This window comes from Komagataeibacter sp. FNDCF1 (assembly GCF_021295335.1).
Lineage (GTDB): Bacteria > Pseudomonadota > Alphaproteobacteria > Acetobacterales > Acetobacteraceae > Komagataeibacter.
The window spans coordinates 2,973,343-2,986,614 of the sequence record NZ_JAIWOT010000001.1 but is presented as its reverse complement, the minus strand read 5'-3'; the positions used below and the strand labels follow the sequence as shown (position 1 = coordinate 2,986,614).

Annotated in this window: 11 protein-coding genes; 7 read left to right on the top strand and 4 right to left on the bottom strand. The window is 66.8% G+C overall.

All coding sequences use genetic code 11. The features are described from left to right. Nucleotides 1-3 precede the first annotated feature (3 nt). From rpe to LDL32_RS14120, 3 genes are all read right to left on the bottom strand, one after another. A complete protein-coding gene (gene rpe / locus LDL32_RS14130; protein ID WP_233067952.1) occupies nucleotides 4-681 on the bottom strand; it encodes a ribulose-phosphate 3-epimerase in 678 nt (225 codons plus the stop codon). 62 nt (nucleotides 682-743) lie between these two features. Further along, nucleotides 744-2,078, bottom strand: coding sequence for an RsmB/NOP family class I SAM-dependent RNA methyltransferase (locus LDL32_RS14125; protein ID WP_233067951.1), 1,335 nt, complete (start codon nucleotides 2,076-2,078; stop codon nucleotides 744-746). A gap of 144 nt (nucleotides 2,079-2,222) precedes the next feature. Continuing rightward, nucleotides 2,223-3,566, bottom strand: a complete 1,344-nt coding sequence (locus tag LDL32_RS14120) for an IS1182 family transposase (protein ID WP_233063728.1) — start codon at nucleotides 3,564-3,566, stop codon at nucleotides 2,223-2,225. A 61-nt stretch (nucleotides 3,567-3,627) separates the two neighbouring features. Here LDL32_RS14120 and LDL32_RS14115 point away from each other — a divergent pair, with 61 nt between their 5' ends. The 6 genes from LDL32_RS14115 to LDL32_RS14090 all read left to right on the top strand — a co-directional run bounded on the left by LDL32_RS14115 (nucleotide 3,628) and on the right by LDL32_RS14090 (nucleotide 10,361). Beyond that, nucleotides 3,628-4,332: a YggS family pyridoxal phosphate-dependent enzyme gene (locus LDL32_RS14115; RefSeq protein ID WP_233067949.1), complete on the top strand. Its 705-nt coding sequence runs from the start codon at nucleotides 3,628-3,630 to the stop codon at nucleotides 4,330-4,332. A 105-nt stretch (nucleotides 4,333-4,437) separates the two neighbouring features. Beyond that, on the top strand, nucleotides 4,438-6,438 hold the full coding sequence (locus tag LDL32_RS14110) for a potassium transporter Kup (RefSeq protein WP_233067948.1): 2,001 nt from the start codon (nucleotides 4,438-4,440) through the stop codon (nucleotides 6,436-6,438). Between the two features lie 23 nt (nucleotides 6,439-6,461). After that, on the top strand, nucleotides 6,462-7,634 hold the full coding sequence (gene hemW / locus LDL32_RS14105) for a radical SAM family heme chaperone HemW (protein WP_233068932.1): 1,173 nt from the start codon (nucleotides 6,462-6,464) through the stop codon (nucleotides 7,632-7,634). Between the two features lie 100 nt (nucleotides 7,635-7,734). Continuing rightward, nucleotides 7,735-8,802 (top strand): nucleoside hydrolase, encoded by a 1,068-nt coding sequence (locus tag LDL32_RS14100; protein WP_233068931.1) that lies wholly within the window; start codon nucleotides 7,735-7,737, stop codon nucleotides 8,800-8,802. Between the two features lie 18 nt (nucleotides 8,803-8,820). Further along, complete coding sequence (locus LDL32_RS14095; RefSeq protein WP_233067946.1) at nucleotides 8,821-9,264, top strand: DUF1489 family protein; 444 nt, start codon at nucleotides 8,821-8,823, stop codon at nucleotides 9,262-9,264. 32 nt (nucleotides 9,265-9,296) lie between these two features. After that, on the top strand, nucleotides 9,297-10,361 hold the full coding sequence (locus LDL32_RS14090; protein ID WP_233067944.1) for a transglycosylase SLT domain-containing protein: 1,065 nt from the start codon (nucleotides 9,297-9,299) through the stop codon (nucleotides 10,359-10,361). 26 nt (nucleotides 10,362-10,387) lie between these two features. On the opposite strand, the gene LDL32_RS14085 is transcribed toward LDL32_RS14090, so the two are convergent. Next, on the bottom strand, nucleotides 10,388-12,445 hold the full coding sequence (locus LDL32_RS14085) for a glycoside hydrolase family 3 C-terminal domain-containing protein (RefSeq protein WP_233067942.1): 2,058 nt from the start codon (nucleotides 12,443-12,445) through the stop codon (nucleotides 10,388-10,390). 225 nt (nucleotides 12,446-12,670) lie between these two features. On the opposite strand from LDL32_RS14085, the gene LDL32_RS14080 reads away from it, so the two are divergent. Beyond that, nucleotides 12,671-13,231 carry a DUF3576 domain-containing protein gene (locus tag LDL32_RS14080; RefSeq protein ID WP_233067939.1) on the top strand — a complete coding sequence of 187 codons (561 nt, stop codon included), beginning with the start codon at nucleotides 12,671-12,673 and terminating at the stop codon, nucleotides 13,229-13,231. The last annotated feature ends 41 nt before the right edge of the window (nucleotides 13,232-13,272 follow it).

Below are 13,272 nucleotides of genomic sequence, written 5' to 3'. Positions count from 1 at the left end.
CCCTCACGCCGGGATGGATGTCCCGGTCCGTAATTCCCTTATGGCGGCACCATAGTCGTCCTGTCCGTATACGGACGTGCCCGCCACCAGTACATCGGCCCCCGCCGCCACGGCCAGCGGCGCGGTCCGGGCCGTGATGCCACCATCCACCCCGATGCGGATGTCACGCCCCGTGGCATCGGCCATGCGGCGCAGGGTTCTGATCTTGTCAAGCTGACTGGTCAGGAATTTCTGGCCGCCGAAGCCGGGATTGACCGTCATGACCAGAATCATGTCCACCAGATCCAGCACCTCTCCCACCGCTTCGGGCGGGGTGGCGGGGCAGATGGCGATGCCGGGCTTCACCCCATGGTCGCGCACATGCTGGAGAGAGCGGTGCGTATGCGGCCCGGCCTCCACATGCAGGTGGATATGGTTGGCGCCTGCCTTTGCAAAGGCCTCGATATAGGGGTCGACCGGCGCGATCATGAGATGCACGTCAAACGCCAGCTTCGACTTGGGTCTCAGCGCCTGGACGAGTTGCGGCCCCATGGAGAGGTTGGGCACGAAATGCCCGTCCATGACATCCAGATGCAGCCAGTCGGCGCCCGCCTGTTCAACGGCGGCGACTTCATCCGCCGCGCGTGAGAAGTCCGCAGCCAGCAGGCTCGGTGCGATAAGGGGGGTCTTGAGAGCAGCCATGCCTGTTTTTTAACAGAAATCCATGACGTGCGCCAATATTTCCTGCCTCCCATCCTCCTCTTTCAGGCGCGGCGGAAACGGGCGGCGAAAAACCCGTCCATGCCGCCCTGCGCGCCCAGCATGCCGGGGTGGGTGCGCAGCCACCCCTCCGCCGTGCGGGCCTGCGGCAGGAAGGCCAGTTCCTCCGGCGTGAAGGGATCGGCAATCAGGCCCATGGCTTCCGCCGCGCGGGCGCGCTGGCCGCCTTCCTCGGGCTGGAGGGAACATACGGCATAGACCAGTCGGCCACCGGGGCGCAGCATGTCGCGCGCGGCGGCCAGCAGGCGGTCCTGGCCTTCGGTCATGGTGGCAATGTCCCGCGGGCGCTTGATCCACATGGCATCGGGGTGGCGGCGGATGGTGCCGGTGGCCGAGCACGGGGCGTCGAGCAGGATCGCATCCAGCGGCCTGTCGGGCCGCCATTCGGCCGCATCCGCATGGATCACATGCACGCCATCCAGTCCCAGCCGGGCCAGGTTTGTGCGCAGGCGCTCGATCCGCCTGCCCTCGCGCTCGATGGCGAACACCTCCGCCCCCGTGCAGGCCAGCTGGGCGGTCTTGCCGCCCGGTGCCGCGCACAGGTCGGCCACATGTTCGCCCGCCTTCACGTCCAGCAGGCGCGCGGGCAGGCTGGCCGCCATGTCCTGTACCCACCATGCGCCTTCGGCAAAGCCGGGCAGTTCGGAAACCTTTGCCGTGCCCGCCGCAAAGCGCACGCTGCCGCCGGGCATCAGTTCACCGCCCGGTGGCGGTTCCGCCCCGGGGCGGATGGTCAGGTCAAGGGGGGGCTCATGGCCAAGGGCGCTGGCGATGGGCCGCGCCAGCCGCCCCCAGGACTGCCACAGCCACGCCGGCACATCGAGCCGGGGCTGGTCAAGCCCCTCAAGCGCCTGCGCGCCGCCCGCCGCGACCCGGCGCAGCACGGCGTTGACCAGCCCGGCAAACGGCACCAGCCCCCGCCTGCGCGCCAGCGCAACGGATGTGGCGACTGCCGCATGCGGCGGCGTGTCAAGGAACAGCAACTGCGCCACACCAATCAGCAGCACCACCCGCACGGGCTCGGGCGGTTCACGCTTGAGGAAGGGGGCCAGCACTTCATTCGCCGTGCCCATGTGGCGCAGCACGGTCGCGGCCAGCCTGTGGGCGGCGGCACGGTCGCGTGGTTCGGCCGTACGGGCGGCGGCGGAATGTTCAAGCGATGTATCGAGCATGCGCCGGTGCGCGATCACCCCCTCCACGATATCAAAGGCGATATCGCGCGTGGGGTCCGGGGCGGCCTGCCCACCCTGGCGGCCAGGGCGGCCTGACCCGGATCTGCGGCCTGTGGGACGGGACGGGGACGACGGGGAAGACTTCATGTAATCCTGACCTGAAAGCTGCGGCACGCGAATGCTGGCACACGGGGGAGCCGACCGGGGCTTGACCCGGCAGGTATTCATGCCAAGCCTAGCAGCCTGTCGGGTTGGGCATTTTGCGGCTGATAACGCCGAGGCTGACCCGGCTTATGCTGCCTGAAGCCGTGCCATTCTTTTGCAGTTGTATGCGAGAGCGACGAGGGTCCATTCAGTCGTGACTTTTGCAAGGCCACGCAGACTGAATCTTCTGAAGCCCATGATGCTTTTGATAATTCCAAAGACCGGTTCAACGGTCTGTTTTCGTAGTCTGTAAATATTTCCGGCTTTTGTGGTTTCCAGTTTTTTCTTCATGGCAAGCCGCCAGGGTTCGGTGATCCGGCGCGGTTCCCTGTCTTCAGGAGGTGGCCGGAAGTCATAAGGCCTGCGGGCGCAGGGCCGTCCGATGGCGACCAGCGGATCGATGCCTTTTTTCCGCAGGTCCCGGACCGCCTGCCCGCTGGCGTAACCGGTGTCGGCGAGCACTGTCTTTGGGAGACCGATCGTGTGTTCCATCGACAGCACGGTGCTGGCAAAGGATGGCGCGTCCGCTGACGTGGCGACAACGTCGGTTGTCACGATCAGCTGACTGCCTTCGGCGCAGACCACGGCCTGGGCATTGTAAGCCTGCCGGAACTCGTGGGCGTCCGAACGCCGCATGAGGCGGCTGTCGGGATCGGTCAGACTGATCTGCCGGTCGGGTGGCGGTTCATCATCCGGCGGTTTCGGCGCCCTGCCACGACGCCCTGTTTTCGCATCATAAGCGGCTTTCTTCTTCTCGTATGCCGGTCGCGCCGCCTCGGCCTGCGCTTTCGCATCTGCTTCCAGCCGGGCGCAGGCTTCGTCCAGCTTCGCTTTCAGTGTTTCCCGTCGGGCAAGCTCTTCTGGCAGGGCCTGCGGATCTCTGTCTGTGGCATCTGCGTGCTCCGCCTGGTCCATCAGTTTCGCGATATCCACCGCCAGCTGTTCGCGCAGTGCCCTGATCCGGTCGTAGCGCAGGGAACGGTATTTCGAAGCGTCGGCATCAATTTTCGTGCCGTCAATCGATACGACACCCAGACGCAGCAGACCCGTCTCGCGCGCCAGAAGCAGGACCTGCGCAAATGCAGCTTCAATGGCTGTCCGGTTCGTCCGGCGGAAGGTCGCAATCGTATCATGATCCGGATGCAGGTTCGCCGCCACGAAGCGTACCCCGATGTCGCGATATGTCGCCCGCTCGATCCGGCGTGAGGAAAACAACCCGTTCGCATAGCTGAAGATCAGAAGGGCCAGCATCAGGCGCGGATGATACTGCGCCTTGCCTCCCGTGCGCACTGGCACGCAGAACGCACTCATCGGAACCCGCTCAACAGCTGCGACAATGAAATGCGCCATATCGTCAGCCGGAAGCCACGACGTCAGATCAGGCGGCAGAAGATACGGCTGGGATCGGTCAAACGGGATGAAGCGGCTCATCGCGACACTCTACAGCCTTACCCCTTCACAGGGTACCCCAACCCGACAGGCTGCTAGAGCCATGTCAACATCATCCTCCATAGCACAGGCCCTGACGGGCATCCGCACCCGTATCGCCGCCAGCGCGCAGGCGGCGGGGCGGCCACCTTCCAGCGTGGAACTGGTGGCCGTATCGAAGTTCCACCCGCAGGCCAGCGTCATCGCCGCACTGGAAGCCGGGCAGCGCATCTTTGGTGAAAACCGGGTGCAGGAAGCGGCGGCCAAGTTTCCCGACCTGCGCGCCCGCTGGCCCGACCTGCGGCTGCACATCATTGGCGGCCTGCAGACCAACAAGGCGCTGGAAGCCGTGCGCATTGCCGACATGATCGAAAGCCTCGACCGTCCTTCCCTGTCCGACGCCCTTGCGCGCGCGGCGGACAGGGCGGGGCGCCTGCCCGGGCTGCTGGTGCAGGTGAATACCGGCGATGAAAGCCAGAAATCCGGCGTACGGCTGGAACAGGCGGATGCCTTCATCAATGCAAGCCTGGAGCGCTTCGGGACCAGCGTGCGGGGACTGATGTGCATCCCGCCGCATGACCAGGACCCGACGCCCCATTTCCGTACCCTTGCCGCCATGGCGCACCGGCATGGGCTGGCTGTCGTATCAATGGGCATGTCGGCCGATTTCGAGCGCGCCATTGCCTGTGGTGCCACACTGGTGCGGGTGGGCAGCGCCATTTTTGGCGCGCGCCCCGCCGCCGCGCAAACCGGGCCGAATGGCACCTGAGCAGAGACGGGCCTTGCTGCGCATGGGGCGAGGCGGTAATGCGGAACTATCCGGTCGCGACGAGATGCCGGTTTTCAGTCTTCATTGCCGCGGAGCCGTCACGACATGACGCAACCCACGGGGCCCGACGCCCCCGGACCCTCGACGCCGCCGGCTGGCAGCGCCCATGCAGGCCCTGCCCCCAGCGCGCCGCCCGCCCCCCCCAAGATAACCGAATACGGGGCGGACCAGCACGAACACGCGGCCAACCCCGTGGGCTTCGCCGCCCTGCTGGGCGTGCTGGGGGTGGTGTTTGGCGATATCGGCACAAGCCCGATCTATGCCCTGCGCTCGACCATCATGGTTGTCTCGCAGCATCACCGGATCGAACCGTGGGAGGTGCTGGGCGTCCTGAGCCTGATCATCTGGTCGCTGCTGCTGATCGTGACGGTGAAATACGTCATCCTGATCATGCGCGCCGACCATAATGGCGAAGGCGGGATCATCTCGCTCATGTCGCTGGCCCAGCGTGTCGCACCCAGCAACCGCATGCGCATCGCCCTGGGCATGGTGGGAATCGGGGGGGCGTGCCTGTTCTTTGGCGATGGCATGATCACCCCCGCCATTTCCGTTCTGTCAGCGGTTGAGGGGCTGGAAGTCAGTTTTCCCGCCGCGCGCGACCTGGTCATTCCCATAGCCCTGCTGGTGCTGGTGGGCCTGTTCTCGGTACAGAGCTACGGCACGGGCAAGGTAGGGACCATATTCGGCCCGATCATGCTGGTGTGGTTCAGCCTGCTGGGCATACTGGGGGGGCTGCAGATCCTGCACCACCCCGCCGTGCTGCTGGCGATATCGCCTACCTATGCGGTGCAGTTCATCATCTATCACGGCTGGCTTTCGTTCATTGCCCTGGGTTCCGTCGTGCTGTCGGTCACGGGGGCGGAGGCACTTTATGCCGACATGGGCCATTTCGGCCGCCAGCCCATCCGCTATGCGTGGCTGTTCTGCGTGCTGCCGTGCCTGGCCCTGAACTATCTGGGCCAGGGCGCCCTGATCATTGCCGACCCCAAGGCGCTGGAAAATCCGTTCTTCCTGCTCGGCCCGCACTGGCTGCAGGTGCCGATGATCATCCTGTCCACCTTTGCCACCGTCATTGCCAGCCAGGCGGGCATCTCTGGCGGGTTCTCGCTGTGCCGCCAGATCATCCAGCTGGGCTACCTGCCGCGCATGCGCGTGACCCACACGAATGCGGAGGAAGAAGGCCAGATCTACCTGCCCGAGTTCAACCGCTTCCTGATGGTGGGCGCGCTGCTGCTGGTACTGGCCTTCCGCAGTTCGGATGCGCTGGCTTCGGCCTATGGCATTGCGGTGACGGGCACGTTCATGTGCACCTGCGTGCTGGCGATGGTGGTCTTCCGCAGGCTCTACCACTGGTCGCGGCCTGCCGCGATCGCGACCTTCGGCGGGTTCTTCCTGCTGGATACGACGTTCTTCGCCTCCAACGCGCTCAAGATCCCGCAGGGCGGCTGGGTGCCGGTGATGCTGGGCATCGTGCTCACATTGATGATGACGACGTGGAAGAAGGGCCGCCAGCTGATCATGAACCGGCAGAAGCAGGACAGCATGCCGATGAACTCGTTCCTGGCGCGCCTGCCGCAGTCACGCATCATCCGCGTGCCGGGCACGGCCGTTTACATGACCGGCAACCCGGAATTCGTGCCCGCCTGCCTGCTGCACAACCTCAAGCACAACAAGGTGCTGCATGACCACGTGCTGTTCGTGACCGTGCAGACGCTGGACCAGCCTGAAGCCGACCACGGCCACCGCGTGGCGCTGCAGGAACTGGCCCCCGACATCTACCGCATCATCCTGCGCTACGGCTTCATGGAAATGCCCAACCTGCCCCGCGCGCTGGAGGACCTGAAGGCAAACGGCCTCGATTTCGATGCGCTGCAGGCGTCCTACTTCACCAGCCGTGAACTGCTGGTGCGCTCGTCGGTGCCCAAGCTGTCGCGCTGGCGGATGTCGCTGTTCCTGTTCATGGCGCGCAATGCAACACCGGCGACCGAGTTCTTCCGCATTCCGCCCGACCGCGTGGTGGAACTGGGTGTACGGCTGGGGATCTGACCCGCATGGACATGGCAACGGGCATGGCGGAACCGCTGGCACTTTACGTGCACTGGCCGTTCTGCCTGTCCAAATGCCCGTACTGCGATTTCAACAGCCATGTGCGCGACGTGATCCCGCGTGCGCGCTTTGGCGCAGCACTGCGGCGTGAACTGGCGTTCGAGGCCGGGCGCATGGGTGACAGCCAGGCCGAACGGCCCCGCATCGGCTCGGTCTTCTTTGGCGGCGGCACGCCCTCCCTCATGGCGCCGGAAACCGTGGCGGGGCTGATAGATGATGCGCGCACGCTGTTCGGCACGACGGATGATGTTGAAATCACGCTGGAAGCCAACCCCACCAGTGTGGAAACCGGGCTGCTGCGGGCTTTCCGTGACGCCGGGGTCAACCGCGTATCCGTTGGCGTCCAGAGCCTTGATGCCGGGGCGCTGCAATTCCTGGGCCGCGAGCATGACGCCCGCCAGGCCATCACCGCGCTCGAGACGGCGCGCGGCCTGTTCGATCGCATCTCGTTCGACCTGATCTACGCCCGGCCGGGGCAGGACGCGGGCACATGGCGGGCTGAACTGGAGGCCGCCCTTGCACTGGTGTCCGACCATCTCTCGCTCTACCAGCTGACCATCGAGCCCGGCACCCGCTTCGAGGGCCTGTACCGCCAGGGCCGCTTCCGCCTGCCCGATGGTGATGAGGCGGCACATCTGTATGAACTGACCGCCGAGGTGGCGGCACGGCACGGCCTGCTGGGCTATGAAATTTCAAACTACGCCCGTCCCGGCGCCGAAAGCCGCCATAACCTGACCTACTGGCGCTATGGCGACTATCTGGGCATCGGCCCCGGCGCGCATGGGCGGCTGACCTGCAACGGGGTGACCGCCGCCACCCGCCGCCACAGGGCACCCGAACCATGGGCCGAACGCGTGGAGCGCACCGGCACCGGCGCCCACCCCGATGAACCGCTGGGCAACCGCGACCGCGCGCGTGAAATGCTGCTGATGGGCCTGCGGCTGGCGGAAGGGATTTCCACCCCCCGCTTCGCCCGCCGCACCGGCATGGCAATTGCGGATGCAACGGACCCCGCCATGATGCAGGCCGCCATGGAGGAAGGCTACCTGATCCATGATACCGCCCGCCAGACCCTGCGCGCCACGGCGGAAGGCCGCCTGCGGCTGGAAAGCCTGCTTGCCGCGCTGGTGCTTTAGGAATTTAGGCAATACCATGGCACCATGGCATTCAAGGCAGGGAGCAGGCTGCGTGTTTTCATCCGTCCTTTCACGATTTGGCCGGTCCGCGGCATGCGCCATGGCCCTGGCCTTCTTCACGGCCACCGCCCACGCGGCGCCTGAGCCTGCCGGGCCGGAACTGGTGATCGAGGACAATGATTTCCTCGGCCCCGGCGGGTCGGACCAGCTTTCCATCATTCCGCTGCTGTTCAACCCGCATGTGCGTGTGCTGGGCTTTACGGTGGCCAGTGGAGATGGCTGGGAAAACGCGGAATCGGCCCATCTGCGCCGCCTGCTGGAAATCATCGGCCGCACGGATGTGCCGGTGGCCGACGGCGCGGTCTATCCGCTGGTCAACACCCGCGCCGCGATGCGCCTGCATGAAATGCAGTACGGCACCATACCATGGAAGGGCGCGTGGGGTGGCCTTGGTTCGATCGATACGGCACCCGACACCCAGCCCGCCATCGGCCCGATGAAGGAAGGCACGCCCCATACCGCCCCGGTGGCGCAGGACGCCGCGCAGTTCCTGATCGAACAGGTGCATGCCCACCCGCATCAGGTCACCATTGTCGCGGCGGGTCCGCTGACCAACCTTGCCCTGGCCATCCGCCTTGACCCGACCTTTGCCGAGACGGCGAAACGGCTGGTCTTCATGGGCGGCATGCTGGATACAAGCATGATGTCCATTACCGGCAATGCCGACTTTGCTTCCGACTTCAACATGATCTTCGACCCCGAAGCCGCCCATATCACCCTGACCGCGCCATGGAAGGCGATTACGGTGGTGGGCAGCGTGTCCAACGATCTCATGCTCTCCCGCGATTACCTGGCGAAGCTGACCAGCCGGAAAACGCCGCTGACGGAATATATCGGCGCCAATTACGACCCCCTGCCCATGTGGGATGAAATGACGGCGGCCATCGCGGCCGACCCCACACTGGTCACATCGGCAGTGGATGCGCATATGGATATCGACATCACCCCCGGCCCGCATTACGGCCATGCCTTCGTGGTACCGGACGCGCTGGTGCCCCATGGCAGCGCCATGCAGCGCATGCATATCGTGCGTGGCATTGATGCGCAGCGCTTCCGTGACACGTTCCTGCACGAAGCGCAGGCCGACCCCGCGGCCCACGGGCTGTAAGGCGAAGGGACGCGCCCCATGCTGCACATGGTCAAGCTGGCGGTCGGGATCGGTTCGATCGAGGACCTGGCCCGCCGCCAGTCCCACCAGACCCCGCCGGTCGATGATCTGGACGGCACGGATACCGGCGGCCTGCCGTGGTTCCGCACCCGCATGTACCCCCGCCGGGCGGCCGAGATACTGGATGGCGGCTCGATCTACCGCGTGATTTCCGGCCGGATCCTGTGCCGCCAGCGCATTACCGCCATAACGCCCGACACGCGTGAGGACGGCACGGCCTGCGCCCGCGTGGTCCTGGCGCCCGAGATCATTCCCGTAAGCCCACGGGCCATGCGCCCGTTCCAGGGGTGGCGCTACCTCCGCCCCGAGGACGCGCCCCCCGACCTGCGGGCCAGCAGCCATGATGGCGACGTGCTGCCTGAAGCCCTGCGCAACGAACTGGCGGAACTGTGCCTGATCTGAACAAACTGCCCCTCCTGCCCGCGCGCGGGGACATGACACGTCTTTTCATGCTGGGACTGGTGGGGCTTGGCCTGGCCGCCTGCGCCAGTTCCGGCGGCGGGAGCGGGGGCGGTGGCGCGTCCCATTACCAGCGCTACTACCAGGGCAAGGCCGCCTACCGCCCGCCGGGTCCTGCCAGCGATCCATGGCAGCCCTACATTGCCGATGCCTCCACCCGCTTTGCCGTGCCGCAGGAATGGATCCGCGCGGTGATACAGAAGGAATCGGGCGGGAACGAGTATATCGACGGCCATCTGACCCGCTCCGCCAGCGGGGCGATCGGGCTCATGCAGCTCATGCCACCCACCTATGCCGACATGCGGCGCCGCAACCATCTGGGTACCGACCCGTACGACCCGCATAACAACATCCTGGCCGGTACGGCCTATATCCGCATCCTTTACGGGCTGTATGGCGCGCCGGGCTTCCTGGCGGCCTACAATGCGGGCACCCTGCGCGTGAACGACTATCTGGAAAACGGTCGCCCGCTACCCAGCCAGACCGTGCGCTACCTGCGCATCATCACCCCCAACCTTGGCAATGAAGTCGCGCTCAGCGGACCGCTGGCGGTCTATGGCTCATCCAGCCAGCGCGTAACCGCGACGCCCACGCCGCTACCCCCGGTGGAGACCACGATCCAGCCGGGGCACACCTATGTCCAGTACGCCACCCTCAATCCGCCTGCCCCCGTCCAGCCGCAGCACCGCACCGCCTGCGTGCAGGACGCCAGTGCGGCGTACGACCCGACCGGCACCACCTGCCGCACCGATACCCGCGCCACGGCGGCACCCGCCGCCAGCGCGGGCTACGGGGCATGGATGGTGCAGGTGGGCGCCTTCTCGGCGGAAGGGCAGGCCCGCTTCGCCAACTCCATGGCGCGGCAGGGTGACTTCGCCGCCCTGCAGGGCGCACGCAGCATGGTCATTCCGGTCAGCCGGCCCACGGGCGTGATCTATCGCGCGCGCCTGGCCGGCCTGTCGGAAGGGACGGCAACACGGGCCTGCGCCACGCTCAAGGATCAGGGACTGCCCTGCACGGTCATACGGCCCGGACAGTAACGCCGCAGGGAAGCCTGCGCCCGGCTTCAGTCCGTTGTCGTGGCAGGGCCGGCCGGACTCTCCAGCGCCGCGGGCAGGTGCAGGGCCGGCAGGCGCACATCCGCATGCCGCACCAGCATGACCGATGAAAACCCGAGCGAGAGCGAATAATCCCCCGCCGCCACCGCCCAGTTGCCGCCTGCCGCGTTCCATTGTGCCAGCAGCCGCAGGCTGACCGGCACGACCAGCCGCACCGTATGCCCCCCCGCCACCATGACGCTGCGCCACGCGGCCAGCCTGCGGGGGGCCGCCTGGTCGGCGGATGGCACGACATAAAGCTGCGGCACGGCGCGCACCGGAGTGGTATCGGGATTGGTGACGGAGAAGCTGGCGCTCAGATGCGTGCCTTCACGCACCACGTGCAGATCGCTCAGGATCAGGTGTCCGCACGTCGACAGGCCATACCCAAAGGGGAACAGCGCCGCCACATGCGCGCGCTCGAAGGCGCGGTAATCCGCATCCACCATGCCGGGCGGGTAGAAACCGCCGGTCAGGGTCACCGGCAGGTGGCCGGAAAAATCCTGCTGCCCGGACAGCAGGGCCGCAAGCGGGCGGGCATGTTCATCACGCCACGCCCATGCCTGCACCACGCTGTCCACCTTATCAAGCCAGGGCATCTGCCGGTCCGGATCATCGGCCGTGAGCACCACCGCCACATGGCCGCCCATGTCCGCCAGTGTCGAGATCATCCGGTTATCCCCGTCGCCGTCACTGAGTACCAGCGTGCGCGCCGCCTGCGCCGTGGCGGGGGGCAGGGTGCCCGGCGCACCGGCCCCCTCCGCCGCGATGCTGACGGTCACGGCCAGCCCGGCATGCCCCAGCGCCCCGGCCAGCAGGTCGGCGGCATGACGCAGGGTTGGGCGCACCAGCAGCAGCACCGGGCCCAGGGCGGGATCGAATGGCAGCACCCGGTTTTCATTCTGGAGCAGGACCGTGCCTTCCGTTTCCACATCGCCCACCAGCGTGTCGGCCGAGGGACCGGGCGCGGCCGCGCTGCCGGCGAAAGGCGGCGGATGGTCAAGACTGCCCGCCATGTAGAAAGAGGCCAGGATATGCGTATCCATGGCCTGCAGCTGAGCGGACTTCACGCTACCTTCGGCCACGGCCTGGCGCAGGGGCGCACCGAACACGTCATGGCCACCTTCTCCCGTCGTGGCCTGCTCCATGTCCACGCCCGCGGCAATCGCGCCAACGGGCTGGGTGACATCGTTCTCCCGTGCCATGCCAAGGCCGCCGGGCACCGCCATGACCATGCCGGGGAAATGCCAGGCGTCATGCACCATGGCCCCCAGCCCCGTTACCGTCTGGCATGCCGCCATGCCGCCGCACAGCAGCGCGCCCCCATGGGCGATCTCGAGCGCCGTGGCGACACCCAGCAGGCTGCCATCCGCCAGCCGGGCGGCGGCAACCTGCGCCGTGCGTCCGGGCAGGACGCCATCGGCGCGGACCTGCTCCTCCTTCATGACCGAGCCGAACACCGGCAGCACATGGCCCGACAGCAGTCCCGCGCCGATCATGCCCGCCACGCTGCCCGCAAGCACCTGGTCCTCGCCAGCCTGCAGGCGCCCTGACGGCAGCAGATCGATCCCGCCCACCCGCAGCACGGCACGGCCATGCACCCATTCACCATGCGCGCGCATGGCCCCCGCGCGGCGGGCCAGGTCAGGGTCCCATGTCGCCGCCAGCGCCAGCCATGGCAGCATGGGGGGCAGCGTATCACCGGCCGGCTGGGCCACGGTGGCGAAATCGGGCATGCGCAGTGCCGGCAGGCCAAGCCGGGGCACGCCGGGCCATGTCAGCAGGCCGGAAGCCGCCTGCGCATTCGCACCGCGCCCCGCAACCGGACGGGCCTGCAGCACGGCCTGCTGCTCGACGGGCTGCATGCGGGCGGCCATGTCCGCCGCGTGGGCCGAGCCGGCACTGCCCCCCGCCACCGCCGCGCGTGCCGGCGTGGGGGGCAGGGCCAGCAGCATTCCCCCCACGCACAGGGCGGTGGCACGACATATCCAGGACAGTCCAGGCCGGGCGGCTGCGTGTTTCATCATGGTCCATGCGCTGTTACGGGCAGGAATATTTTTGCGCTTTAATGCCCGGATTGTCACGCAAGGCACGGTAAAGTGCCCGTACGACTTGGCGGGACAGGTATCGCGCGATATGAAGAACGGACAACGCGACAGGCCAGGACGCACCCTGCCCGGCATGGCCGGCAGTTCAGGCGCATGGCCGGATTACCACCTGCGGGGGCCATCCCCGGCGTCCATAGAGGCATCATGACCCTTCGCCCGCCCAATCCTGCTCCGTCCACCATGTCCGTGGCTACCGTATCCCTGGCCGCATTGCCCCTGCGTCGCCCCATGCTGCCGCGCGCGACCCTTGCCCTGCTGGCCGCCGGCCTGCTGGCCGGCTGTGGCAGCGCCCCCCAGCATGACAGGAGCGGGCTAGCCATTCCACAGAATCGCCTGCTCAAGGAAGACCGTGGCGCCAACGGGGGCGCGACACCGCTGGAAAGCAATGGCGTCAACGCCTTCCTGTGGCGCGGCGCGCTGGATACGCTGTCCTTCATGCCGTTCGCATCCGCCGATGCGGTGGCGGGCGTGATCCTGACGGACTGGTACACGCCGCCCGCCACCAAGGACGAACGCTTCAAGATCACCTGTTTCATCCTGTCGCGCAGCCTGCGTTCGGACGCGCTGCGCGTATCGGTCTTCCGCCAGGCCTATGAGGACAACCAGTGGGTGGACACCCCGGTCGCGGCCAATACGGTATCAGACATCACGGCCCGTATCCTGACCCGCGCGCGCCAGCTGCGCACCGATAGCGGCCAGCACTAGCCCCCTTTTTCCTGCCTTTTCTGCCGGGTGGCGCCTGCCGC